The organism is Microbispora amethystogenes (assembly GCF_016863015.1).
In the GTDB taxonomy this organism is placed as follows: Bacteria; Actinomycetota; Actinomycetes; order Streptosporangiales; family Streptosporangiaceae; genus Microbispora; species Microbispora amethystogenes.
Genome location: NZ_BOOB01000009.1, coordinates 364,751 through 388,350 on the forward strand (window position 1 = coordinate 364,751; position 23,600 = coordinate 388,350).

Consider the following 23,600-nt stretch of genomic DNA (forward strand, 5'->3'; position numbering starts at 1 on the left):
CCCGGGCCCCCGGCCGGGCCGGGCGGGTCAGGGCGCGGTCGCGAGCAGGCGGTCGATGATTTCGGGCAGCTCCAGCGGGTCGAGCGGCTCGGGCAGGGCGGAGAGGGCGGAGATCTCGTGCCAGGCCAGGCCCAGGAGGGCGCCGCTCTCCTCCTCGGTCAGCTCGGCCGAGGCCACGGGCGGCGCCACGCCGAACCGGGCGAGATAGAAGCGCTCGGTCTTCACGTAGTGCCGGCCGAGCCAGTGGAAGTCCCGGTGCACCGGCACCCACCGGTCCTGTACGGCCTCGCCGGGCAGGCCGGTCTCCTCCCACAGCTCCCGGCGGGCCGCCTGGAGCGGCGACTCGCCGGGCTCGATGCCGCCGCCCGGGGGCTCCCAGAACGTCCGGCCGGCGAGCGGGTCGTGCCAGCGCATCAGCAGCACCCGCGACCGGTCGTCCACGCACACCACCCGCGCGGCCGGCCGGTCGTCCGTCGTCGCCGTCTCCACGTGCCCTCACCTTCCGGGTGACTGCCCCTACCCTGGAACCCGGTACCGACTTCCCTCTGAGGATCTGACTGAGCATGAGCGCTGATTACGTGCTGACCCTGTCCTGCCCGGACCGGCCCGGAGTGGTCGCGGCCGTGTCGGGGCTGCTGGCCCGCCGGGGCTGCAACATCATCGAGAGCCAGCAGTTCGGCGACCCCGTCGCGGAGCGGTTCTTCATGCGGGTGCAGTTCGCCGGCGAGCCCGCGATCGACGAACTGCGGGCGGAGTTCGCCGCGCTCGCCCCCGAGTTCGCCATGGACTTCCAGCTCTTCGATCTCGCGGTGCGCACACGGGCGCTGGTGCTGGTCAGCCGGTTCGACCACTGCCTCAACGACCTGCTCTACCGGGTGCGCTCGGGCCTGCTGCCGATCGAGATCGCGGGTGTCGCGTCCAACCATCCCGACCTGCGCCCGCTCACCCAGTCGTACGGGGTGGACTACCACCACCTGCCGGTCACGCCGGAGACCAAGCCGCGGCAGGAGGCGGAGATCCTCACCCTCGTCGACCACTACCAGGCCGACGTGGTCGTGCTGGCGCGGTACATGCAGGTGCTCTCCGAGGAGCTGTGCGCCAAGCTCGCGGGCCGGATGATCAATATTCACCATTCGTTCCTGCCGTCCTTCAAGGGCGCCAAGCCGTACCACCAGGCGTACTCGCGCGGGGTGAAGCTGATCGGCGCCACGGCGCACTATGTGACGCCCGTCCTGGACGAGGGGCCGATCATCGAGCAGGAGGTCGCCCGGGTGAACCACACCCACTCCCCGGAGGACCTCGCCGCGATCGGCCGCGACCTCGAATGCCAGGCGCTGGCCCGGGCCGTCCGCTGGCACGCGGAGCACCGCGTGCTGCTGGACGGCCACAAGACCGTCATCTTCCCGCGTTAGGACAGCTTCAGGCCGGTGTGCCGGGCCAGGAACGCGAGCTGGTCGGCCACGAGCTCGACCGACCTGCTCACGGCCCTGGCGCCATGCCCGACCTCGGTCTCGTTACGAAGCAGGATCGGCCGGTCGCCCGCCTGGGCGTGCTGCAGGGCCGCGGCCATCTTCCAGGCGTGCAGAGGGTGGACCCGGGTGTCGGAGCCGAACACCGCGAACAGCGTGGCCGGGTACGACACCCCCTCCCGCACGTGGTGGTACGGCGAGTAGCTCCACAGCCAGGCGAACTCCTCCGGCACGTCGGCCGAGCCGTACTCGACGTTCCAGGTCGCCCCGAGCCCGAACCTCTCGTAGCGGATCATGTCGAGCAGGGGCGCCGAGCAGACGACGGCCGCGTACAGGTCGGGGCGCTGGGTGAGCGCGGCGCCGACGAGCAGGCCGCCGTTGGAGCCGCCGGAGATGGCGAGCCGGTCCTGGCTGGTCACCCCGGTGGCGATGAGGTGCTCGGCGGCGGCGTGCAGGTCGTCGAAGACGTTCTGCTTCTTGCCCAGCATCCCGTCCCGGTGCCACTGCTCGCCCTCCTCGCCGCCGCCGCGCAGCTGGGCGACGGCGTAGACGCCGCCCGCCTCGACCCAGGCGAGGGTGGTGGCCGAGAAGCCGGGGTTCATCGGCACGCCGAAGCCGCCGTAGCCGTACAGGATCGTGGGACGCGGCCCGGAGCCGGGGCGCGAGGTGACCAGCATGCGCACCTCGGTGCCGTCCTTGGACCGGTAGACGACCTGTTCGGTCGTCGCCTCGGGCACCTCCACCGAGCCCGGGGGCGCCTCCCAGAGCGTCGTCTCGCCGGTGAGCGCGTCGTACCGGAAGATCGCGGTGGGGGTGATGTCGTCGGTGTAGCTGAACCAGGCCTCGTGCCCGCCCTCGGGACGTTCCAGGATCCCGCCGACGGACCCCAGCCCCGGCAGGGGGACGTCGCCGATCCGCTCGCCGCTCTCCAGAGCGTGGAGGGAGATCTCGCCGATCGCGTGGCGCGTCCAGCCGACGAGCAGGACGGGCTCGGGCATGTCGTCGAGGATCGCGAAGTCGGACAGCACCGCCTCCGGGTCCTCGGGGACCAGGTCGCGCCAGTGCTCGGGGCCGGGCGTGTCCGGTGAGGTGACGCAGACACGGCCGCGCGGCGCGCCGAGGTCGGTGAAGACGTAGAGCCGGCCGTCGCGGCCGAAGTGGAGCCCGGTCTGGGCGTCGACGTCCTGCTGTACGGCGACCAGTTCCGGCGCCTCCGGCGAGGACGCGGCGAGGTCGGCCACCCACAGGTCGTTGCGCGGTGCCGTGCCGCGGGAGGCGGAGATCGACAGCCGGCGGCCGTCGAGGGAGACCGACACCCCGTAGTAGTTGGTCTTCTCCAGGCCCTCGCCGAAGATCATCACATCGTCGTCGGGGGACGTGCCGACGCGGTGCAGGTAGATCCGCCGGTGGAACTGCTCCTCACCGGCCGGGACCTCCGACGGCGCGAGCCTGCGCACGTAGTAGTACGCCTCGCCGCCGGGGATCCAGGCGACGGGGGAGTAGCGGCAGCGGTCGATCGGCCCCTCGACCCGCTCTCCGGTCGCCACGTCGACGACGTACAGGCGCGACTCCTCGTCGCCGCCCACGGAGATCTGGTACGCGAGCCGGTCGCCCTCCTTGCTCGGCTGGAAGGAGTCGAGGGTGGTCAGCCCCGAGGGATCGAGGACCGTGGGGTCGAGCAGGACGCGCTCGCCGGCCTCGTCCGCGACGTACAGGACCGGGTGCTCCTGCTCGGGAGAGCGGCGGGTGAAGAAGCGGCGCCCGCCGCGCCAGGACGGCGTGCCGACCGATCCCGACCGCAGCAGCTCCGCCACCCGGTCGCGGAAGTGGTCGCGCCCCTCAAGCTCGGCGGACCGGAACAGGGTCTCCTGCGCGTCCAGCCACTCCTTGACCTCCGGGGCGTCCGAATCCTCCAGCCAGCGGTAGGGATCGGGAACCGGCGTTCCGTGGAGGTCGTCGACGATGTCGTCACGGCGGGCGGACGGGTACTGCGGTCGGCTCATTCTGGCACTTTAAATCAGGTGAGGGACTGGGGCGGTACATAGTCCGTACCCGGCCAAGACTGGAGTAAAGGGATGATCGGCTGGGCATAGAACCAGCAGGCGTTCCCGTCGTTCACCTCATCGACCCCGGTTATGGGGTGGCGGAGGGGCCGCCGAGAAGGCCACACTTTGGTGAAGGGCGGTGCCGTGGTGACGATCCGCTGGGCCGTCCGGCGGAGGTCCCTGTGACGGAAGCATCCGGGTCCCAACCAGCGGGGCCACAACCCAGGCGCACAGCCGAGGCTGCTGCGGAGGTCGGCTGATGCGCCAAGTCCTGCTCTTGAACGCCACGTACGAGCCGCTGACCACGCTGTCCCTGCACCGGGCGGTCATCCTGGTGCTGAGAGAGAAGGCGGACGTCGTCCACCGGGACGGCCGGGGAGCGGTGCTCCGATCGGCCACCCGCACGCTCGACGTTCCCTCGGTGATCCGGCTGCGGCGCTACGTCCGCATCCCGTACCGGACGCGCATCCCGCTCACCCGGGCCGCGCTGATGCGACGGGACAACTTCCGCTGCGCCTACTGCGGCCAGCGGGCCGAGACGATCGACCACGTGATCCCGCGCTCCAAGGGAGGCCCCCACACCTGGGAGAACTGCGTCGCCTCGTGCATGCCGTGCAACCACCGCAAGGCCGACCGGCTGCTGGAGGAGCTGGGGTGGGCGCTGCGCGTGGCCCCGGCGGTGCCGCACGGCGCGCACTGGCGGCTCATCGGCGCGCAGCTCGACGGAGATCCGCAGTGGGCGCCCTACCTGGTGGAGACGGCGGCGTAACAGCGTCATGACGTGGACGATCACCTCCGGAGTGGAGGAGTACGCCGCGGCGGCCGAGCCCTGGCTGTTGCGTGATCCCGTCCGCAACACGGTCATGCTGACCGTGTTGCGCGGGATCCGCACCGGCCAGTTCGCCGACGACCTCCTCATGGGCTGGCTGACCGGCGAGGAGGGCGAGGTCGCCGGCGCCTTCAGCCACACGCCACCGCGTCCGCTGGTGCTCGGGGACGTGCCGCCCGGCGCGCTCCCCGCGCTGGCGGCCGCGCTCATCGAGCGGGACCGGGAGATCGCGGGCGTGACCGGTCCGGTCGACGCCGCGGAGACCTTCGCGGGGGCGTGGTGGCGCCCGGCGACCGGCCGCACGGCGCAGCGCCTCTACCGGCTCGGCGCCCTGCGGCCTCCTTCCGCGAAGGGAAAGCCGAGGATCGCCGGGCCGGACGACCTGCCGCTCGCCGTACGGTTCTTCCGCGAGTTCCAGGAGGAGGCGCACGTCGAGCGCACCGCCGATCCCACCCCGGTCGTCGCCGCCCGCCTCAACCGGGACGAACTGCTGTGGTGGGAGGACGACGACCGGCCGGTGTCGATCGCCGGGGTGTCCGCCCCGATCGCCGGCATGTCCCGCATCGGGCCCGTCTACACCCCGCCCGAGCTACGCGGCCGTGGGTACGGCAGCGCCGTCACCCACGCGGCCACCAGGAAGGCGCTCGACGAGGGAGCCACCGAGGTGCTGTTGTTCACCGACCTGGGCAACCCGACGTCGAACTCCGTCTACCAGCGGCTCGGCTACCGGCCCATCGCGGACTACGTCACCGTCCACTTCGAGTGAGGCGCCCGCCGCCGCGGATCGGCCGTACCCTGGACGCATGCCTCGCTATGACTACCGTTGCCGCGCGTGCGGATCGACGTTCGAGCTCAACCGCCCCATGGCCGAGGCCGGCGACCCGGCGGCCTGCCCCTCCGGCCACGACGACACCGTGAAGCTGCTGTCCACCGTCGCGGTCACCGGCAAGGCGTCCGGGGCCCCCGCCGCCCGTCCGGCGGGCGGCGGCTGCTGTGGTGGAGGGTGCTGCGGGGGATAGCCCCGAGCCGGACTTGAGTCCCGGACGGCCCGCAGGTGTGTGCTGTGCACGCCTGCGGGCCGTCCGCGTTCCACGGGCCGGAGAGCGCATGGGGGTCGGCCGATGCGGCTTTGTCCATGACAGGGCGGACTTTTGACTGCCAAACATAAAGTCTGTGTTAAGCAAGACTATCTTTCGACTTTCCCGGAAGTTAGTCTCTGCCTCAGAGACACCCCCGGCGCGGGCGCTCCGCCCGCGCAGCCTCTCTCTCAGCGAGGTGACGTTCTTGCCTGCCCTCCTTCCTCCTCTTCGGAACGTCCGCAGAAGCCTGATCGCGCTCGGTCTCGCCGGCGCGCTGACCATCCCCCTCTGCGCTCCGGCGAGCGCGACAGGCCCCGGCGGGCCACCTGGCGGTCCTCCCGCGGGCGGCCCCGCCGCGCCCCGCCCGTCCACGGCGACCGGCGAGAACGTCGCGAACCCGGTGCTCACGGGACCGATCGCGAACACCTCTCCGGTCGGGAGCGCCCAGCACGGGTATCCGTTCCTCGCCACCGACGTCGACCTCAGATCGGCGGGCTACGTCGAGCAGGAGTTCTTCGTCTCCGGCACGGCGACGCGCTACGCGACGCGCGGCACCGACACGGCGACCGTGGTCAGCACCGGCAACCCGTACCGCACCCGCCTCGTCGTGCGCCGCCCGGCCGACGCCCGCGCGTTCAACGGCGTCGTGATCGCCGAGTGGTACAACGTGAGCAACCAGTGGGACCAGGAGGTCGACTGGTTCCAGTCCCACGAGCACCTGATCCGGGAGGGGTACGCCTGGGTCGGCGTCTCCGCGCAGCGCGCCGGAGTGCACTCCGCGACCGGACTCAAGGCGTGGAGCCCGGCCCGCTACGGGACGCTGGACGTGACCGCGGGCGGGACGGTCAACGACGACAGCCTGTCCTACGACATCTTCAGCCAGGCCGTGAAGGCCGTCCGCGGCGCCACCGGCAAGAAGGGACCGCTCGGCGAGCTTCCCCGGCCGCGCTACGTGATCGCGACCGGCCACTCGCAGTCGGCCGGCCGTCTGGCGAACTACTACAACGCGGTCCAGCCGCTCGCGAACGTGCTCGACGCGGTCGTGCTACACGGCGGAGGGGGCGTGCTCCGCACCGACCTGCCGACGCCGGTGTTCCGCGTCAACTCCGAGGGCGACGTGAGCGGCGGCATCCTGCCGGCGGCCGCCCGTGCCCAGGCCGACTCGGCGATCCTGCGCAGCTGGGAGGTGGCCGGGGCGTCACACGGCGACTGGAAGCTCATCCGGGACTACGGCCCGCTGCGCAAGCGGGACATCGGCAGCTATCCCGGTGGCTATCCGGGTGAGCCGCAGACGTGCGCGCTGCCCTCGCTGTCCCGCATCCCCCAGCACATGGTGCAGAACGCGGCGTACGACCACACGCTCGCCTGGATCGCCTACGGCGTGCTGCCTCCGGCGGCACCCAAGATCCAGATGACCGACGCGGTCCCGCCGGCGATCGCCCGCGACTCCCTCGGTCTCGCGCTCGGCGGCATCCGCCTCGCGCAGCAGGAGGCGCCGCTGCGGATCAACACCGGCACCAACACCGGCCCGGGCTTCTGCTTCCTCGACGGCAGCTCACTGCCGCTGACCGGCGCGCAACTCGCCCAGCTCTACCCGGCCCCGCGGTCGTACGCCGACAAGGTGGTGGCGACGACGCTCGCCGACGTCAGAGCCGGGTACATCTCGCGGTCGTTCGCCCGCGACCCCGCCTGGTACTCCGACATCCGCGACCTCATCGGCGAGTACGTCGCCTCCGGCGCCGTCACCGAGGCCGTCGGGGCGACACTGGAGGACCGTCTCCGGCACGCCGAACGGGCCGGCCTCGCCGGCGACGAGCCTCCCGCGATCGCCCACCTGCGGCAGCTCGCCGAGCGGGCGGGCAAGCAGATCACGGACGCCGCGGCGCGGGACGGCGTGGTGCGGGTGACCCTCGCGCTTGCCGACCTCCTCACCGAGGCCCGGAAGCTGGACCAGCCCAAGGGCCACTAGACATGCCCCTGATCCTCCGGCCCTGAGCCGGTAGTCCGGGCCGGAGGATCAGGCGACACGGTTCGAGGCGAGGAGCCGGACGGGTCAGGCGGCCGTCGGGCGCCTCACCCGGGGCCGGCGCTGGAACGGCAGGTAACGCTGCGGCAGGTGCGCGCGGGCCGGCAGGTCGGTCGGCTCGACCGCCAGGATCCGGTCGAAGCGGAACGCCCTGATCGACCGCCTGAGGCGGCACCAGCCGACCAGGTACCAGAACTCGCCGTGGACCATGCAGGTCACCGGCTCGACGTCGCGAACCGACAAGCGGCCCCCGGCGTCGTGATATTGGATGCGGATCACCAGACGGGCGGTGATCGCGCCCGCCACCGCCCGTACCCGCCGGGCGACGTCGGTGGGGAGCGGGGTCGTCAGCGTGGTGAGGGTCGTGGCGATGACGTCGTCGTCCAGGTCGAGGTGCTGGAACGCGTGGCGCAGGCCGCGCCGGGCGGTGACCGACTGGGGGCCGGCTCCGAGGTGAGCGAGGGACAGGGCGAGGGCGGCGAGTTCCTCGGCGGTCAGCGTGTGCCGAATGACGTTGGCCATAGTCTGACAATAATCATCAGGACTGACATTTTCCCGAACGGGTGCTCGGAAGACTGGACAGGTTCGCCTGACCTTACGGCCACCTTCTCCTGACCCTTTCGCCCGCCGCCGCGGACCGCCTAAATCGCTTTCCGGCCCGGCCCGCCGGCGGTAGTTTCTCGGTCGTGCATCCTCCGATCGAGCCCTACGACCATGGGCACCTGGACACCGGCGACGGCCACCTCGTCTACTGGGAGGTCTGCGGGAACCCCGAGGGCAAGCCCGCGCTCGTCGTGCACGGCGGTCCCGGCTCGGGCTGCACGCCCCGCCAGCGCCGGGCCTTCGACCCCGGCCGCTACCGGATCATCCTCTTCGACCAGCGCAACTGTGGCCGGAGCCTGCCCCACGCGAGCGACCCGGCGACCGACCTCACGACCAACACCACCCACCATCTCGTCGCCGACATGGAGCGGCTGCGCGAGCATCTCGGCGTCGACCGGTGGCTGCTCCACGGCGGGTCCTGGGGTTCCACGCTCATCCTCGCCTACGCCGAGGCCCACCCGGAGCGGGTGTCGGAGATCGTCCTCGCCGGTGTCACCATGACCCGCCGCTCCGAGATCGACTGGCTGTACCGGGGCGTCTCCCGCTTCCTCCCCGAGCAGTGGCAGCGCTTCCGGTCCGGGGTTCCCGAGGATGAGCGCGACGGCGACCTGCTCGCCGCGTACGCCCGGCTGATGTCCGACCTCGACCCGGACGTACGGGCCAGGGCGGCGCACGCCTGGACGGCATGGGAGGACGCGGTGATCGCGCACGAGGTCAACGGCGCGCCGAACGCCTACAGCGACCGGCCCTCCCCGGCCCTGCAGGCGTTCGTCAGGATCTGCGCCCACTACTTCTCGAACGCCGCCTGGCTGGAGGAGGGCGTCCTGCTCCGCGACGCGCACCGGCTGGCGGGCATCCCCGGAGTGCTCGTCCACGGCCGCCTCGACCTCGGCGCGCCGCTGGAGACCGCCTGGCAGCTGGCCAGGGCCTGGCCGGACGCGCGTCTCGTCGTGGTGGACGACTCGGGTCACACCGGCAGCGACGCGACGCGCCGGGAGATCCGGGCCGCGCTGGACCGCTTCGGGGCCGCGCCGCCCGGCTGACGGCCGGCATCCAGCCCCGCCGCCCGGAACGCGGCCGGGCCCGCGACCCCGCCGGGAGGCGGGGCGCGCGGGCCCGGTGACGGTGTCGTGGTTACCGCGACAGCTGGGTCAGGTCGCGGGAGGCGCCGGTCGAGGCGGAGGTGGTCAGCGCGGCGTACGCCTGCAGGGCGGCCGAGACCGGCCGGTGCCGGTCGCGCGGCCGGTAGCCGCCGAGGTCGGCCAGCAGCCGCTCGCGGCGGGCGGCCAGCACGTCGTCGGCCACCTTGAGCTCGATCGAGCGGCCCGGGATGTCGATCTCGATGACGTCGCCGTCCTCGACCAGGGCCATCGTGCCGCCCTCGGCCGCCTCGGGGGAGGCGTGGCCGATGGACAGGCCGGACGTGCCGCCGGAGAAGCGGCCGTCGGTGACCAGGGCGCACGCCTTGCCCAGGCCGCGGCCCTTGAGGAAGCTCGTCGGGTAGAGCATCTCCTGCATGCCGGGGCCGCCCTTGGGGCCCTCGTAGCGGATGACCACCACGTCACCGGGCTTCACCCGCTTGCCGAGGATGCCCTCGACGGCGTCCTCCTGCGACTCGAACACCACGGCGGGGCCGGAGAAGCGCCAGATTGACTCGTCCACCCCGGCCGTCTTGACGACGCAGCCGTCCTGGGCGAGGTTCCCGTACAGCACGGCGAGGCCGCCGTCCCGGGTGTAGGCGTGGTCGAGGTCGCGGATGCAGCCCTCGGCGCGGTCGAGGTCGAGAGAGTCCCAGCGGGCGCTCTGGGAGTACGCCTTGACGGTGCGCACGTTGCCGGGCGCCGCGTGCCACAGCTCCAGGGCCTCCTCGGTGACCTCCGGAGACTTCGGGTCCCACTTGGCGATGTACTCGGCCATGGAAGGGGAGGACACGGTCGGCAGGTCGCGGTGGATCAGGCCGGCCCGGTCCAGCTCGCCGAGGATGCCGGGGATGCCGCCCGCCCGGTGCACGTCCTCGACGTGGTACTTGGCCGTCGCGGGGGCGACCTTGCACAGGCACGGCACCCGCAGCGACAGCTCGTTGATCTCCTTGAGCCCGAAGTCGACGCCCGCCTCACGCGCGGCGGCCAGGATGTGGAGGATCGTGTTGGTCGATCCGCCCATGGCGACGTCGAGCGCCATGGCGTTCTCGAAGGCCTCGCGGGTGGCGATGCTCCGGGGCAGGACCGACTCGTCGTCCTCCTCGTAGTAACGCCGGGCGAGGTCGACGATCCCACGGCCGGCGTTCTCGAACAGGGCCTTGCGGGCCGTGTGGGTCGCCAGCGTGGTGCCGTTGCCGGGCAGGGCCAGGCCGATCGCCTCGGCCAGGCAGTTCATCGAGTTGGCGGTGAACATGCCGCTGCAGGACCCGCAGGTCGGGCAGGCGTTCTCCTCCATCGCCAGCAGGTCGGCGTCCGACACGCTCTCGTCGGCGGAGGCGATCATCGGGTCGATCAGGTCGAGCTTGCGGCCCGGGACCTTGCCGGCCTCCATCGGGCCGCCGGACACGAAGATCGTGGGGATGTTGAGCCGGAAGGCGGCGAGCAGCATCCCGGGGGTGATCTTGTCGCAGTTGGAGACGCAGACCAGCGCGTCGGCGCAGTGGGCGTTGACCATGTACTCCACCGCGTCGGCGATGAGCTCGCGGGACGGCAGCGAGTAGAGCATGCCGCCGTGGCCCATCGCGATGCCGTCGTCCACGGCGATCGTGTTGAACTCGCGCGGGATCGCGCCCGCCTCGCGGACCGCGCCCGCCACCACCTCGGCGACCTCGCGCAGGTGCACGTGGCCGGGCACGAACTGGGTGAAGCTGTTGGCCACGGCGACGATCGGCTTGCCGAGGTCGCTGCCCGCTACGCCCGTGGCCCTGAGCAGCGCGCGGGCGCCGGCCATGTTCCTGCCGTGCGTGACAGTGCGGGACCTGAGAGCGGGCATCGAGGGACCCCCATCCGGAGACGTCTGAGTCTTCAAATGGTACGGCCAGTGCCCGGTTGCCGAGACCCGGTGTCCACGTCCCGGGACGGCGCGCCGTCCTACTCGGGGTAGCGCGCGGGCAGCACGCGCTCGGCGGCGCGGTAGATCGCGTCGATCTCGGCCGTGGTGAGCGACCTCTCCCGCTTCGTGATCCACTTGCGGACCAGGCCGCCGGAGAAGACGTCGACGTCCCGGATGTTGAGGATCCGCCAGGGGATCGCCGGCCCGTAGATGGCCAGGGACGGCACCACGGTGATCTCCCGGCCGAGCGCCTTGCTGATCAGGTCGCTGGCCTGCGCGGCCTCCCACCGGGCCTCGTCGAGACGGGGCTTGCGGTTGAACGGGCCGTGGAAGAGCTTGCGGTGCGTCTGGACCCGCACGGGCAGCCGCTTGTCCCACTTCTCCGAGTCCACCGCGTACACGCCGGTGGGCCCGACCACGAGGTGGTCGATCTGCGCCTCGCTGCCGGGGATGGCCCGGGCGTGCAGCGTCAGGTAGCCGCTCCGTTCGAGCTTCTTGAGCTGGGCCTCGGTGCGGCGCTCCGCCGCCGAGGCCCGCCGCCAGGCGGGAACCGTGGACATGGTGCGCGCGCGGTAGACGGAGTCGGCGGCCCACGCGAGGATGGCCGCGGTGAGCCCGATCCGCCAGCCGCCCAGCAGCACGCCGAACACCACCCCCGCGGCGAGCGCCACCAGGGCGCGCCGGCGCAGGTGCCGGTATCTCGGGTCCTGCAGCAGGCCGCGGAGCGACGCCCGCTCCACCGGAGCGTACTCGGGGGGCGCCGCCGCCTCGGGTGGGGCCGAAGGGCGCTCCGCCTGCTCCGATGCCTGGTCACCGACCCAGATGGGTGACGTATCGTGACCGTCGTCTGGCCTTAGACCGGTATCCACATCACTCACGGTAGTTGAGTCGTCTACAGCTTGCCTAGTGTTGAATGGTTCATACTTTTGTTGCCTGCTTGAGCTGATTTGAAGCTCGAAAGGCCGGGTATCTTCTCTAGATATCCCCGGCCGGGCGGCCTACGGTTCGGAAGCGTGGCGCACATTCACGACCTTACCGCCCTTGAGCAGGCGGCAGCCGTACGAACGGGTGAACTCTCCCCCGTCGAGATCGTCGAGCACTACCTGGAGCGGATCGAACGGCTCGACTCCGGTGTGGGGGCGTTCGTCACGGTGACCGCCCAGCGGGCCCTCGACCAGGCCCGCGAGCAGGAGGCCCGGATCGCCGCGGGCGACGCCGGCGACCATCCGCCGCTGCTGGGCGTGCCCGTCCCGATCAAGGACCTCAACTTCGTCAAGGACGTGCCGCTCTACTTCGGCTCGGCCACCTACGAGGGGTTCGTCTCCCCGGTGGACGACAGCGTGGTCGAGCGGCTGCGGGAGGCCGGCACGGTCATGCTGGGCAAGACCAGCACCCCGGAGTTCGGCCTGCCCTGCTACACCGAGACCTACGTGAGCGAGCCGGCCCGCACCCCGTGGGACACCGGGCGCTCCGCCGGTGGTTCGAGCGGCGGCGCCGCGGCGGCCGTCGCGGCCGGCCTGGCGCCCGTCGCCCACGGCAGCGACGGCGCGGGATCGATCCGCATCCCCGCCTCCGTCTGCGGCCTGTACGGCATCAAGCCCAGCCGGGGCCGGATCTCCTTCGCCCCGATCGTCCCCGATCTGGCGGGGCTGTCCACGAACGGGCCGCTGGCCCGGAACGTCGCCGACGCCGCGGCGCTGCTCGACGCGATGGCCCACCACAACCCCGGCGACCTCTACCACGCGCCGCCGCCCGCGCTCGGGTCGTTCTCGGCCTATGTGGGGCGCGACCCGGGCCGGCTGCGGATCGCCAGGTTCGCCGAGCCCGCAGTGCCCGGCGCGGAGGTCCACCCCGACGTGCTCGCGGCGTACGAGAGCGCCTCGGCGGCGCTGGAGGCGCTCGGTCACGAGGTGGAGGAGATCGCCCCGCCGTTCGGCCCGGACATCGTGCCCGAGTTCGTCAAGCTGTGGTTCAGCTTCGCGTGCATCCACCCGGTCTCCAAGGAGCTCGAACCGAAGCTGCGCCCGCTCACCGCCTGGCTGCGCGAGCGGGGCCACGCGCTCTCGGCACCCGAGTTCCTGCACGCGCAGTCGGCGCTCCAGCTCGCCACCCGTTTCGCGATGCTCGTCACCGACACCTACGACGCGGTGCTGTCGCCGACCGTCACCCAGCCGCCCGTGCCGGTGGGCTGGTTCGAGGACGTGGACTCCCCGGAGGAGACGTTCGAGCGGATGAAGCGGTTCGCGCCGTTCGCCGCCATCTACAACGTGAGCGGCCAGCCCGCCGTCAACCTCCCGCTGCACTGGACGCCCGGCGGCCTGCCCGTCGGCGTCATGCTGGCCGGCCGGTACGGCGACGAGGGCACCCTCATCTCGCTGTCGTCGCAGGTGGAGGCGTCCGTCGGCGGATTCTGGGGCGACCGCAGGCCGTCCATGTGGTGACGACCTAGCGCAGGAGCTCCACGACGTGCGCGGAGACGTCGGCGAGCAGCGTGGCGGGACGCACCGGCGCCGCCGCCACGGCGGAGATCAGGGCGGGCAGCCCCGGCAGCGGGAAGCCGTCGTCCGCGGTGACCGCGCGGGCCGCGTCGTGCTTGGCCAGCGCGGCCCGGCTGCGGTCCCACGCCTCCAGCGTCTCCTCAGGCGACGGCACGCCGAACCCGTGACCCACCGGGGCGGCGTGCCGCAGCCGTACGAGCGGTGTCTCGGCGAAGGCCAGCGCGACGCGGCAGCGCGCCGCCAGGTCGCCGGGGTCCGGCACCCAGTCGAGGGCCGGGCAGGGGGTGCGGCACCGGCCCGCGCAGGTGCCGAGGGCCCCGGCCACCTGGCTGTGCTGCCGGTCGAAGTAGGCCCGCCAGCCCGTGGGCGGCTCCACCGCCACCCGCAGCGTGCGCTCGGCCGCCGACCGCTCGGCCCGGGTGTGGTCGCACTCGTGGTCGGCCATGGCCCCGAACCTGCTGCCGGGGGCGCGCAGGCCCTCCGGCCACCGGGCCGGGTCGCCCGCGTGCCCGAGCGCGGGCTCGAAGGCCAGCAGCGGGAGATACTCGCCGCAGATGTGCACGGCCGCGATCATCGAGCTCAGCTCGCGCCGCCGCCAGCGGGCCTCGATCACCTCCAGGAGCAGCGCGTACGCCGGGCGCAGCGAGTCGAGCGCGCCCCGCGGCTGCTCCCTCGGCGTCTGCGGCATGTGACACGCGCGGGCGCGCCGGCGGAGGCCGGCGGGCACCGTCTGGGCGTCGATCTCGGCCGCGAAGTCCTCGGCGTCGAGTGTGAGCAGCCGCTGGCCGAACTCGCAGACCGACGCCACGCGGGCCGCCCGGGCGTCCTCCCCGAGCACGGCCGGCGCGAGCGCGCCGACGTCGCCGAACGAGTACCTCCGGGCCAGGGCGATCAACAGGTCTCGGGCTGAGTGCACCCGACGACCCTACTCACGACGCCGGTGGCGGTATGGACGGGTTCGATCAGGATCGGTGGGCCCGTGGGCGTCGGGATCGGGCAGGATCCGCACCTCGCCCAGGTTCTCCGGCGCGTCCATCAGGTGCTCGCCGGTGTCGTCGTAGGAGGCGGCGTCTCGGAGGCGCGAGCCCTCGACCACCTCGATCCGCCTGATCCAGCCGGTTCTCCGGCCCGCCACGGCCCGCACCCGGTCGCCCTCGCGCAGGGGCTCCCACAGCTCCCCGCTCAGGCACATCGCCCTGACCTCGCGGGCCCGCCCCTCGTCGATCGCGCACCAGTAGGTCCACTTGGCGTTCTCGCCGCCCTTGCCGCCGTCGCGGAAGCGCCGCAGCCGTACGACCTGGCCCTCCACGGTGACCGGGCCGGTCAGGTCGGAGAGCGCGAACAGGATCGGCGGCCCGGCGACCGCCAGGCCCACGGCGAGGGCGGCGGGCACGACGAGCCCGTCCGGCCACAGGTCGAAGGCGGAGGCCGCCACCAGGACCATCCAGGCGGGGAAGCCGGTGAACCAGCCGGCCGCGAGGCCCCGCATGACGGCCGAGCCAGGCGGCCGGCCCCACAGGAGGCGGGACGGATAGCGGACGTGGACGACGTGCCACATGCCGCCATAGTCGGACCACGCCCGGCTGTCGTCGGCGGGGGTGCTCACCGGCAGGCTCGTGACGGCCCGCGGCGCCAGGCCGAGGGCGGCGGCGTACGCGAGGTGGCGGCCCCAGATCGTGACCGAGGCGGCGGGCTGCTCGGCGAACCGCCCGGTCGTCCCCAGGTGCGCGCGGACGCCGAGCCAGTGGGCGGCGGCCCTGGCCCCCTCGGCCGTGCCGCGCTCGCCGTTCAGCCGCCCCATGAGCGCGAGGAGACCGGCGAAGGAGACGACCGCCGCGCCGACCCCGGCCTCGTGGTCCTTGTCGGAGATGTTCGCCGCGACGCCGATCACCGCCGCGGGCAGCGCCGCCGCGGCGGTGAGGAGCGTCGCGTGCGCCCGGCTCCAGCGCGGCCGGGACAGACCCTGCTCCCGGGCCTCGGCGATCACCTTCCTGCGGAAGCTCTTCCACCACCGGCCGAGGTCGCGCGAGCCCTCGGCCAGCGCGCCCGTGGCCACCACCCCGTCGACGGCCAGCGAGCGGACGTGGTCGTAGACGAGCCGTTCGTACGGGAGCAGGCCGCCCGGGTCGCGCCGCATCCGGACGAGCGACAGCTCCGGCCCGATCTCCTCGACGCCGACGACGCCCCTCGCGGCGAGGTCCAGCAGGGTCGCCGAGGCGGCCTCGTCGCACAGCCGCCAGCCGCCGGTGATCAGGTCGACCACCGCGGGGGACTGGGGGGCGAGGTTCGCGGTGGCCGGCCCCGTCTCGACGTCCGGGTTCCTCGTCGCCGCGGCGAGCGCGAGCAGGAGCAGCAGCCACAGGCCGGTCACCGCCGCGGCGGCCGTCCAGGCGACCATGACCATGATCAGAACCTGACCTGTACGGGACCGCGCTCCTCGCCGGGAGCCCGGAAGTACTCGCGGGGCGTGAAGCCGGTCATGCCCGCCACGATGTTGGCGGGCACCGTCTGGATCGCGTTGTTGTAGGTCAGCACGGCGTCGTTGTAGTACTGCCGCGAGTAGGCGATCCGGTTCTCGGTGGTGGCGAGCTCCTGCTGCAGTTCCGCGAAGTTGCCGCTCGCCTTGAGGGCGGGGTAGGCCTCCGCCACGGCGAACAGGCTCTTCAGCGCGCCGGACAGCATGTTCTCGGCCGCCGCCTGCTCCGCGGGGCCCTGGGCGCCGATCGCCCGGGAGCGGGCCGCGACGACGGACTCCAGCGTGGCCCGCTCGTGGGCGGCGTAGCCCTTGACGGTCTCCACGAGGTTGGGGACGAGGTCGTGGCGGCGCTTGAGCTGCACGTCGATCTGCGCCCAGGCGTTGTCGACGGAGTTGCGGCCACGCACGAGGCGGTTGTAGACGGAGACGAGCGTGGCGACGAGGACGGCCACGACGGCGAGGGTGACGATCATGGGGATCACGGGGGCCTCCTGCACGGACGACGATCCGTGGCCGTTCACCCTGGGAAGACCCGCCGCCGTCCGCACGCGCGCCGGTGGGGGCACGACGTACGGCCGGGATGGCGGGCGGCGGGGCGCGGCGGAGGGGGCCCGCCGCGCCCGCGCCGGGTGAACGGCCCGGCCCCCTCATGTCACCCCGGTGCTCTTGCACCGGGCTTGCGCCCCGCTTTCACCCGCCCGGCGGCCCTCCCTCACGAAGGCGGCCGGGCGGGCTACCCGTCACGCGGAGGCGTCGCGGGCCTGGGCCCGCAGCGCCCGGCTGACGCCGTCGGCGCCCTCCAGGAGCAGGCGCCGCAGCGCGTGCGGCGGCTGCTGGGCGCTGATGAGGTCCTGCGTCCTCGCCACGGTCTCCGGGCGGATCAGCAGGGCCGGGTAGCACCCGATCGCGAAGTTCTGCGCCATGTCGGAGGTCCACTTGGTCCAGATCCGCCCGACCTCCTCGAAGTACCGGTCGCCGTACGGCTCCAGCAGCTCGGGGTGGTGCGGGTCCACGAAGCCGAGGATCGTGGAGCGCAGCAGGGCGCCGCTCAGCTCGCCGCCCACGATGGCCGCCCAGGACCGGGCCTTGGCCTCCGGATCCGGGATCGCCGCCCGCGCGTTGGCCGCCGAGCGTTCGCCGGTCGCGGTGGCGTCGCGGGCCAGCTCGGCGTCGATGTCGGCGGCGCCGAGGACCCCGCGGGACACCAGCCCGTGGACGAGCGTCCAGCGCAGGTCGGTGTCGACGGCCAGACCCTCGGGCACCTCCGTGCCGTCCAGCACGCCCTTGAGGAACGCCAGGTCCTCCTCGGAGGTCGCGGTCGCGGCCAGGGCGTTGACGTAGGCGAGCTGGTGGTCCGAGCCCGGCTCCGCCGAGGCGACGAGACGGCGCAGCGCGCCGGCGAGCTCGCCCAGGCCGGTCGCCCGCCACGCGGGGTCGGCGTACTGCTGCACGGCCTGACGGGCCTGGCGCAGCACCGTCTGGACCACGGTGATGTCGCGCACCGAGTCGATGCCGGACACGACCAGCCGGACGTAGTCGCGGGTGGCCATCTCGGCGTCCCGGGTCATGTCCCAGGCGGCCGACCAGCACAGGGCGCGCGGCAGCGACTCGGTGAACGCGGTGATCCCGCCGTTCACGAGCGTCTGCAGCGACCGCTCGTCGAGCCGGATCTTCGCGTACGTGAGGTCGTCGTCGTTGATCAGCACGAGGTCGGGCCGGGTCTCGCCGACCAGCTCGGGCACGGCGGTGCGCGCCCCGACGATGTCGAGCTCGACCCGCCGGGTCCTGGTGAGCACGCCCTCCCGCAGGGAGTACAGGCCGACGGCGACGCGGTGCGAGCGCAGCGTCGGGTGCTCCGGCGTGGCCTCCTGCAGGACCTCGAAGCCGAGGAACCGGCCCTCGTCGTCGGTGGTGAACGACGGCCGCAGGGTGTTGACGCCGGAGGTCTCCAGCCACTCCTTCGACCAGGACGACAGGTCGCGGCCGGAGGTGCGCTCCAGCGCCGACAGCAGGTCCTGCAGGGTGGTGTTCTTCCAGGCGTGCTCGTTGAAGTAGTCGCGCACGCCGGCGAGGAAGTTGTCCAGCCCGACGTAGGCGACGAGCTGCTTGAGGACCGAGGCGCCCTTGGCGTACGTGATGCCGTCGAAGTTGACCTCGACGGCCTGCATGTCGGGGATGTCGGCCGCGATGGGGTGGGTGGAGGGGAGCTGGTCCTGCCGGTAGGCCCAGGACTTCTCCACGTTGGCGAACGTCGTCCACGCGCCCTGGCCCCAGCGGGTGGCCTCGGCCTGGCACAGCACCGACATGTAGGTGGCGAACGACTCGTTCAGCCACAGGTCGTCCCACCACCGCATGGTGACGAGGTCGCCGAACCACATGTGGGCCATCTCGTGCAGGATCGTCTCGGCCCGGCGCTCGATGATCGCGTCGGTGACCCGCGAGCGGAAGACGTAGTCCTCCAGGAACGTCACCGCGCCGGCGTTCTCCATCGCGCCCGCGTTGAACTCCGGCACGAAGAGCTGGTCGTACTTGCCGAACGGGTAGCGCAGGCCGAAGACGCGGTGGAAGAAGTCGAAGCCCTGCTTGGTGACTTCGAAGATGTTGTCCGGGTCGAGGTGCTCGGCCAGCGAACGCCGCACGTAGATGCCGAGCGGGATGCCGTCGTGCTCGTCCCGCACGACCGCGTACGGCCCGGCGATGAGGGCCGTGATGTACGTCGACATGGGAGGGGTCGGCGGGAAGTGCCAGCGCCTGGCGGCCTGCAGCGTGCCGTGCCGCCCGTGGTGCTCCTCCAGCTCCTCGACCGAGTCGGGGGAGCCGTTCGACACGACCTCCCACTCGGCGGGCGCGAGAACGGTGAGCTCGAAGGTCGCCTTGAGATCGGGCTGGTCGAAGCAGGCGTACATCCGGTGCGCGTCCGCCGTCTCGAACTGGCTGTGCAGGTAGATCTGCTGGTCGACCGGGTCGACGAAGCGGTGCAGCCCTTCGCCCGTACGCATGTACGAGCAGTCGGCGTCGACGCGCAGTTCGTTGCGCTCGGCCAGGTCAGGCAGCGGGAAGCGGCCCTTGTCGGCGTCGTAGGTCCGCACGTCGAGATCCCGGCCGTTCAGCACCACCTTCCGCACGTGGGCGCCGTGCAGGTCGATGAACGTGCCCGCCCCCGGCCGGTCGGACGTGAAATGGACCGTCGTGATGCTCTCGTACCGCTCCTCGCCCTCCGTCAGGTCGAGTTCGACCTGGTAGGACTGGACCGTGAGCAGCCGAGCACGCTCCCGAGCCTCGTCACGTGTCAGATTCCCTGCCACACCCACTCCTCATCGCATGATCAATCCCCCGGTTCCCCGTCGCCCCTTCGCGTACAGGGATGGATGAATCCTGCCACGTCACGGTCACAGGACGGATTCGACATCGCCCCTACCCGGAATAGGAAGCCGCTCGACGGCCCTCTTGACAGGGCCTTCCGGCCGGGGCTCGCGTTCTGACAGTGCAGGCGCGAGGATGAGGAACATGCGTCAGATCTACGTGAACGGGGACTGGGCGCCGTCCTCCTCGCGCGAGGCGGTCGAGGTCGTCAACCCGGCGACCGAGGAGATCGTGGACCGGGTGCCCGCGGGGTCGGCCGCCGACGTGGAGTCCGCGGTCGCCGCCGCCCGCGCCGCCTTCCCGTCCTGGGCGGCGGCGGAGCCCGCCGAGCGCGCCGCGCTCCTCGGGACGGCCGCCGCGCTGCTCAGGGACCGCGCCCGGGAGATCGCCGCGACGATCGCCACCGACATGGGCGCGCCGCTGACGCTCGCGCTGAAGGTGCAGACGCTGATGCCCGCCGAGGTGCTGGCCTCCTACGCCGACCTCGCCAAGCGGTACGACTTCGACGGCGGGCGGGTGGGCAACTCGCTGATCGTCCGCGAGCCGGTCGGGGTGGTCGGCGCGATCACGCCGTGGAACTACCCGCTCCACCAGGTCGTCTGCAAGGTGGCCCCGGCCCTCGCGGCCGGCTGCACGGTGGTGCTCAAGCCGAGCGAGGTCGCGCCGCTCGCGGCGTACGCGTTCGCGGACATCCTGCACGAGGCCGGCCTGCCGCCCGGCGTGTTCAACATGGTGAGCGGGTACGGCCCGGTGGTCGGCGAGGCCGTCGCCGCGCACCCCGGCGTGGACATGGTCTCCTTCACCGGCTCCACCAGGGCCGGGCGCCGGGTCGCCGCCCTCGCGGCCGGGACGGTCAAGCGGGTGGCCCTGGAGCTGGGCGGCAAGTCGGCGAACGTCATCCTCCCCGGCGCCGACCTGGAGAAGGCGGTGAGGAACGGGGTGGCCGCGGCCTACATCAACTCCGGCCAGACCTGCTCGGCGCTGACCCGGATGCTCGTCCACCTGGACCAGTACGACGAGGCGGTCCGGCTGGCCGTGGAGGCGGCGGCGAAACACGTCCCGGGCGACCCGTTCGCCGAGGGCACCCGGCTCGGCCCGCTGGTGTCCGCGGCCCAGCGGGACCGGGTGATCGGATACCTCAACCGGGGTCAGGAGGAGGGGGCGCGCCTCGTGCTCGGCGGAACCGGCAACCCCGTGGGCCGCGGCTACTACGTCGAGCCCGCGGTCTTCGCCGGGGTGGCGCCGGGCATGGCCGTCGAACAGGAGGAGATCTTCGGCCCGGTGCTGTCGATCATTCCCTTCGCCACCGCGGACGAGGCCGTCGAGATCGCCAACGGCACGCCGTACGGGCTGTCGGGGGCGGTCTGGGCGGGCACCGAGGAGGAGGCGCTCGCGGTCGCCCGCCGCCTGCGCACGGGCCAGGTGGCGGTCAACGGCGGCCGGTTCAACCCGATGGCGCCCTTCGGCGGCTACAAGCAGTCGGGCGTCGGGCGTGAGATGGGGGAGTTCGGCCTGGAGGAGTTCCTGGAGACCAAGGCGATCCAGCTGTAGGGGCGCCTCAGGGCGCCTGGAGCAGGATTTTGCGGCGCTCGTCCTTGCCCAGCCGGTCGACGTACAGCGTGCCCTCGAGGTGGTCGAACTCGTGCTGGAAGCACCGGGCGAGCATGCCCCGGGCCTTGACCGCCACGGGCCGGCCGAGCTTGTCGACCCCGCGCAGCGTGACCCCGGCGGCGCGGACGGTGGGGGCGTAGAGCGGCTTGCCCGTCTCCTTGCCCGGCACCGACAGGCAGCCCTCCTCCTCGACGACCTCTCCCGGGTCGTCGATCGTCAGCTCCGGGTTGACCACGTGGCCCTTGCGGTTGCTGATGTCGTAGACGAACAGCCGCCGGCCCACCCCGATCTGCGGCCCGGCCAGTCCCACACCGTCGGCCTGGTACATCACCGCGAACATCTCGTCGACCAGGCGGCGCAGCTCCCTGTCGAAGTCCGTCACGGGCTCCGCGGGGGTACGCAGGACGGGGTCGCCGACGTAGCGGATCTCGCGCATGACACTCCTGCTCCGGCATGAGGTGGTGTAAGAGCCACTGGCGGTGTTCGTCTCTTACCTTAGTGGAGGCCGGGGTCACGTCCGCCAGAAGTCGTCTGGGAAACTTGTCCCGTGCGTGTCTACATCGGTGCCGACCATGCCGGCTACGAGCTCAAGAACCACCTGGTCTCCTGGCTGAAGGAGCAGGGCCACGACGTGGAGGACTGCGGTCCCCACGTCTACGACGCGGAGGACGACTACCCGCCGTTCGTGCTGCGCGCCGCGCAGGGCGTCGTCGCCGACGAGGGCAGCCTCGGGGTGGTGATCGGCGGCTCCGGGAACGGCGAGCAGATCGCCGCCAACAAGGTGCGCGGGGTGCGCGCCGCCCTCGCCTGGAACGAGGACACGGCCCGGCTCGGGCGCGAGCACAACGACGCCAACGTCATCAGCATCGGCGCGCGGATGCACACGCCGGAGGAGGCCGCCCGGTTCGTCGAGGTCTTCCTCGGCACGGCGTTCTCGGGCGCCGAGCGGCACGCCCGGCGGATCCGCCAGCTCGCGGAGTACGAGACGACCGGCGAACTGCCGCCGCTGCCCGCCTGAGCCGAGCGGCCCGAAGACGCTCGGCCTGAAGGCGCTCCGCCTGAGGCCGCCCGGCCGGCGGGCGCCTGACGGCCGGCGTCAGCGGCCGTCCCGGTCACGACCCCGGCGGGACTCCCGCCGGGTCGCCGTCTCGTCGCGCAGCGGCCGCCGCTCGGCGGTCTCCTGCTGCTCCCGGCTCGGCCGGGACACGTCGCGGGCCCGCATGGCCGTGGTCGCGGTGATCTGCAAACTCTGCAGCGCCATATCGCGAGCGTACGCCCCGGGCCGCGAACGTGCGATCGGATGCGCGGACATCCGCACCGGACGGCCGGGACCGCGATCGGGGTGTGGCCCGTGATCTTCGGCCGGAGTAGGCTGAGAAGATCACGGGACACGACCCGGGCGTCGGTCAAGCGGGTGCCGCCACCTGGGATGTCCGGATACAGTCGAGGCCATCATGACTTCCCGTCCGGCGCCGCTGATCTCTCCACGGCTGCGCGCCTTTCTGGCGCGCGTGCCACTCCTGGTGCCGTTGGTCCGTTTTGTCAGAAAGGTGTGGTCGAGGGACCGATACCTCCTGATCGCCCTCGTCGCGGTCACCGTGGTCATCGGGGTGCTCGACGCGGAGGTCTCGGCGTACTGGTTCTCGCCGTCGCTGCTGATCCTCGTCACGCTGATCGCCGGCCTCCAGCTCCGCCTGCGCAGCCTGGCCATCCTGCTGTGCGTGGTCGCGGCGTCCCTGGCGTACATGGGATCGACCAGAGGAGTGCTCGCCGTCGGGCCGGGCCTGCTGATCACGATGGGCTTCACCGCCGCGCTCGCGTGGACGATGGCGCGGACGCGGGGCAAGCTCGGCGTGCAGGGCCTGCGCGGCGACGCGATGCTGCTGGAGCTGCGCGACCGGCTCAAGCGGCAGAGCGAGCTGCCGCCGCTGCCCAAGGACTGGGGCGGCAAGGTCGTGCTCAAACAGGCCGGAGGATCGTCCTTCGGCGGCGACTTCGTCGTCTCCATGCGCGAGGGCGACCGGGTCCAGCTCGCCGTTGTCGACGTGTCGGGCAAGGGCGTCGACGCCGGCACCCGCGCGCTCATGCTCTCCGGCACGTTCGGCGGGCTGCTCGGCTCGGTGGACGACTTCCTGGCCGCCTGCAACTCCTACCTCCACCGCCAGATCGGCGACGAGGGGTTCGTCACGGCCGTCCACCTGACACTCGACCTGTCGACGGGGGAGTACACGATCACCTCCGCCGGGCACCCGCCGGTGGTCCGGTTCGACTCCGGGTCGGGCACCTGGCGGGTGTCCACGGCCAAGGGGGTCGTGCTCGGCGTCGTGCCCGACCTGGCCTGTGAGACCGACAGCGGCGTGCTGCGGAAGGGCGACGCGCTCATGCTGTACACCGACGGGCTGATCGAGCAGCCCGGCCGGGACATCGACGCCGGGCTCGACCGGCTGCTGGGGGAGGCCGAGCGACTGCTGCCCTCGGGCTTCCGGGACAAGGCGCGGCAGCTCGTGCAGGCCATGTCGTCCGGTCACAACGACGACTGCGCGCTCGTCCTCATCTGGCGCCCCTGAG

Annotated in this window: 22 protein-coding genes; 11 read left to right on the forward strand and 11 right to left on the reverse strand. The window is 72.4% G+C overall.

The genetic code is table 11. The annotated features are described in order from the left end of the window. Window positions 1–27: 27 nt before the first annotated feature. Window positions 28–489 (reverse strand): NUDIX hydrolase, encoded by a 462-nt coding sequence (locus Mam01_RS07475; protein WP_204284644.1) that lies wholly within the window; start codon window positions 487–489, stop codon window positions 28–30. 74 nt (window positions 490–563) lie between these two features. Here Mam01_RS07475 and purU point away from each other — a divergent pair, with 74 nt between their 5' ends. Then, complete coding sequence (gene purU, locus Mam01_RS07480; RefSeq protein ID WP_204284645.1) at window positions 564–1,412, forward strand: formyltetrahydrofolate deformylase; 849 nt, start codon at window positions 564–566, stop codon at window positions 1,410–1,412. Here purU and Mam01_RS07485 read toward each other — a convergent pair. Next, window positions 1,409–3,472 carry a prolyl oligopeptidase family serine peptidase gene (locus tag Mam01_RS07485; protein WP_204284646.1) on the reverse strand — a complete coding sequence of 688 codons (2,064 nt, stop codon included), beginning with the start codon at window positions 3,470–3,472 and terminating at the stop codon, window positions 1,409–1,411. The two genes, purU and Mam01_RS07485, sit on opposite strands and share 4 nt — an antisense overlap. A gap of 301 nt (window positions 3,473–3,773) precedes the next feature. Here Mam01_RS07485 and Mam01_RS07490 point away from each other — a divergent pair, with 301 nt between their 5' ends. The 4 genes from Mam01_RS07490 (at window position 3,774) to Mam01_RS07505 (ending at window position 7,391) form a co-directional block, all read left to right on the forward strand. After that, entirely contained in the window at window positions 3,774–4,283 is a 510-nt protein-coding gene (locus tag Mam01_RS07490; protein ID WP_150935129.1) for an HNH endonuclease, read from the forward strand. 7 nt (window positions 4,284–4,290) lie between these two features. Further along, window positions 4,291–5,109, forward strand: a complete 819-nt coding sequence (locus Mam01_RS07495) for a GNAT family N-acetyltransferase (RefSeq protein WP_204284647.1) — start codon at window positions 4,291–4,293, stop codon at window positions 5,107–5,109. A 37-nt stretch (window positions 5,110–5,146) separates the two neighbouring features. After that, window positions 5,147–5,362 carry an FmdB family zinc ribbon protein gene (locus Mam01_RS07500; protein ID WP_204284648.1) on the forward strand — a complete coding sequence of 72 codons (216 nt, stop codon included), beginning with the start codon at window positions 5,147–5,149 and terminating at the stop codon, window positions 5,360–5,362. A gap of 265 nt (window positions 5,363–5,627) precedes the next feature. Beyond that, window positions 5,628–7,391, forward strand: a complete 1,764-nt coding sequence (locus Mam01_RS07505) for an alpha/beta hydrolase domain-containing protein (protein WP_204284649.1) — start codon at window positions 5,628–5,630, stop codon at window positions 7,389–7,391. A gap of 84 nt (window positions 7,392–7,475) precedes the next feature. On the opposite strand, the gene Mam01_RS07510 is transcribed toward Mam01_RS07505, so the two are convergent. Next, window positions 7,476–7,970: a helix-turn-helix transcriptional regulator gene (locus tag Mam01_RS07510; protein WP_150935125.1), complete on the reverse strand. Its 495-nt coding sequence runs from the start codon at window positions 7,968–7,970 to the stop codon at window positions 7,476–7,478. Between the two features lie 164 nt (window positions 7,971–8,134). Here Mam01_RS07510 and pip point away from each other — a divergent pair, with 164 nt between their 5' ends. Beyond that, the gene (gene pip, locus Mam01_RS07515) at window positions 8,135–9,094 is read left to right on the forward strand and encodes a prolyl aminopeptidase (protein WP_204284650.1); all 960 of its coding nucleotides are present in this window, start codon (window positions 8,135–8,137) and stop codon (window positions 9,092–9,094) included. A 91-nt stretch (window positions 9,095–9,185) separates the two neighbouring features. Here the strand turns inward: pip and ilvD are convergent, their stop codons facing one another. Next, window positions 9,186–11,024, reverse strand: a complete 1,839-nt coding sequence (gene ilvD, locus Mam01_RS07520) for a dihydroxy-acid dehydratase (RefSeq protein ID WP_204284651.1) — start codon at window positions 11,022–11,024, stop codon at window positions 9,186–9,188. Between the two features lie 98 nt (window positions 11,025–11,122). Beyond that, window positions 11,123–11,824, reverse strand: a complete 702-nt coding sequence (locus Mam01_RS07525; RefSeq protein WP_239101114.1) for a nuclease-related domain-containing protein — start codon at window positions 11,822–11,824, stop codon at window positions 11,123–11,125. A 273-nt stretch (window positions 11,825–12,097) separates the two neighbouring features. Here Mam01_RS07525 and Mam01_RS07530 point away from each other — a divergent pair, with 273 nt between their 5' ends. Continuing rightward, window positions 12,098–13,525 carry an amidase gene (locus tag Mam01_RS07530; protein WP_150935121.1) on the forward strand — a complete coding sequence of 476 codons (1,428 nt, stop codon included), beginning with the start codon at window positions 12,098–12,100 and terminating at the stop codon, window positions 13,523–13,525. 4 nt (window positions 13,526–13,529) lie between these two features. On the opposite strand, the gene Mam01_RS07535 is transcribed toward Mam01_RS07530, so the two are convergent. Genes Mam01_RS07535 through Mam01_RS07545 form a run of 3 tightly spaced genes read right to left on the reverse strand, consistent with a single transcriptional unit; the run spans window position 13,530 to window position 16,531 of the window. After that, the gene (locus tag Mam01_RS07535) at window positions 13,530–14,498 is read right to left on the reverse strand and encodes a hypothetical protein (RefSeq protein ID WP_204284653.1); all 969 of its coding nucleotides are present in this window, start codon (window positions 14,496–14,498) and stop codon (window positions 13,530–13,532) included. 9 nt (window positions 14,499–14,507) lie between these two features. Continuing rightward, entirely contained in the window at window positions 14,508–15,980 is a 1,473-nt protein-coding gene (locus Mam01_RS07540) for a DUF2207 family protein (protein ID WP_204284654.1), read from the reverse strand. 8 nt (window positions 15,981–15,988) lie between these two features. After that, a complete protein-coding gene (locus Mam01_RS07545) occupies window positions 15,989–16,531 on the reverse strand; it encodes a LemA family protein (protein WP_239101123.1) in 543 nt (180 codons plus the stop codon). On the opposite strand from Mam01_RS07545, the gene Mam01_RS07550 reads away from it, so the two are divergent. After that, window positions 16,530–16,691, forward strand: coding sequence for a hypothetical protein (locus Mam01_RS07550; RefSeq protein ID WP_204284656.1), 162 nt, complete (start codon window positions 16,530–16,532; stop codon window positions 16,689–16,691). The two genes, Mam01_RS07545 and Mam01_RS07550, sit on opposite strands and share 2 nt — an antisense overlap. 107 nt (window positions 16,692–16,798) lie before the next feature. Here the strand turns inward: Mam01_RS07550 and pepN are convergent, their stop codons facing one another. After that, on the reverse strand, window positions 16,799–19,363 hold the full coding sequence (pepN, locus tag Mam01_RS07555) for an aminopeptidase N (protein WP_204284657.1): 2,565 nt from the start codon (window positions 19,361–19,363) through the stop codon (window positions 16,799–16,801). Window positions 19,364–19,565: 202 nt separating this feature from the next. On the opposite strand from pepN, the gene Mam01_RS07560 reads away from it, so the two are divergent. After that, complete coding sequence (locus tag Mam01_RS07560; protein ID WP_204284658.1) at window positions 19,566–20,972, forward strand: aldehyde dehydrogenase family protein; 1,407 nt, start codon at window positions 19,566–19,568, stop codon at window positions 20,970–20,972. Window positions 20,973–20,979: 7 nt separating this feature from the next. On the opposite strand, the gene def is transcribed toward Mam01_RS07560, so the two are convergent. Then, complete coding sequence (def, locus tag Mam01_RS07565) at window positions 20,980–21,468, reverse strand: peptide deformylase (RefSeq protein ID WP_204284659.1); 489 nt, start codon at window positions 21,466–21,468, stop codon at window positions 20,980–20,982. 111 nt (window positions 21,469–21,579) lie between these two features. On the opposite strand from def, the gene Mam01_RS07570 reads away from it, so the two are divergent. Beyond that, window positions 21,580–22,050 (forward strand): ribose-5-phosphate isomerase, encoded by a 471-nt coding sequence (locus Mam01_RS07570; protein WP_150935115.1) that lies wholly within the window; start codon window positions 21,580–21,582, stop codon window positions 22,048–22,050. Between the two features lie 78 nt (window positions 22,051–22,128). On the opposite strand, the gene Mam01_RS07575 is transcribed toward Mam01_RS07570, so the two are convergent. Further along, window positions 22,129–22,293, reverse strand: coding sequence for a hypothetical protein (locus Mam01_RS07575; protein WP_191910227.1), 165 nt, complete (start codon window positions 22,291–22,293; stop codon window positions 22,129–22,131). Window positions 22,294–22,486: 193 nt separating this feature from the next. Between Mam01_RS07575 and Mam01_RS07580 the strand changes: the two genes are divergently transcribed. Next, entirely contained in the window at window positions 22,487–23,599 is a 1,113-nt protein-coding gene (locus Mam01_RS07580; RefSeq protein WP_204284660.1) for a PP2C family protein-serine/threonine phosphatase, read from the forward strand. Window position 23,600: the final 1 nt, after the last annotated feature.

What these genes read in the sequence shown, in the direction of transcription:
- purU (WP_204284645.1), top strand. Translation starts at nt 564, where the DNA reads ATGAGCGCTGATTACGTGCTGACCCTGTCCTGCCCGGACCGGCCCGGA.
- Mam01_RS07485 (WP_204284646.1), bottom strand. Translation starts at nt 3,472, where the DNA reads ATGAGCCGACCGCAGTACCCGTCCGCCCGCCGTGACGACATCGTCGAC.
- Mam01_RS07490 (WP_150935129.1), top strand. Translation starts at nt 3,774, where the DNA reads ATGCGCCAAGTCCTGCTCTTGAACGCCACGTACGAGCCGCTGACCACG.
- Mam01_RS07495 (WP_204284647.1), top strand. Translation starts at nt 4,291, where the DNA reads ATGACGTGGACGATCACCTCCGGAGTGGAGGAGTACGCCGCGGCGGCC.
- Mam01_RS07500 (WP_204284648.1), top strand. Translation starts at nt 5,147, where the DNA reads ATGCCTCGCTATGACTACCGTTGCCGCGCGTGCGGATCGACGTTCGAG.
- Mam01_RS07510 (WP_150935125.1), bottom strand. Translation starts at nt 7,970, where the DNA reads ATGGCCAACGTCATTCGGCACACGCTGACCGCCGAGGAACTCGCCGCC.
- ilvD (WP_204284651.1), bottom strand. Translation starts at nt 11,024, where the DNA reads ATGCCCGCTCTCAGGTCCCGCACTGTCACGCACGGCAGGAACATGGCC.
- Mam01_RS07540 (WP_204284654.1), bottom strand. Translation starts at nt 15,980, where the DNA reads ATGGTCGCCTGGACGGCCGCCGCGGCGGTGACCGGCCTGTGGCTGCTG.
- Mam01_RS07550 (WP_204284656.1), top strand. Translation starts at nt 16,530, where the DNA reads ATGGGGATCACGGGGGCCTCCTGCACGGACGACGATCCGTGGCCGTTC.
- Mam01_RS07545 (WP_239101123.1), bottom strand. Translation starts at nt 16,531, where the DNA reads ATGATCGTCACCCTCGCCGTCGTGGCCGTCCTCGTCGCCACGCTCGTC.
- Mam01_RS07560 (WP_204284658.1), top strand. Translation starts at nt 19,566, where the DNA reads ATGCGTCAGATCTACGTGAACGGGGACTGGGCGCCGTCCTCCTCGCGC.
- def (WP_204284659.1), bottom strand. Translation starts at nt 21,468, where the DNA reads ATGCGCGAGATCCGCTACGTCGGCGACCCCGTCCTGCGTACCCCCGCG.
- Mam01_RS07575 (WP_191910227.1), bottom strand. Translation starts at nt 22,293, where the DNA reads ATGGCGCTGCAGAGTTTGCAGATCACCGCGACCACGGCCATGCGGGCC.
- Mam01_RS07580 (WP_204284660.1), top strand. Translation starts at nt 22,487, where the DNA reads ATGACTTCCCGTCCGGCGCCGCTGATCTCTCCACGGCTGCGCGCCTTT.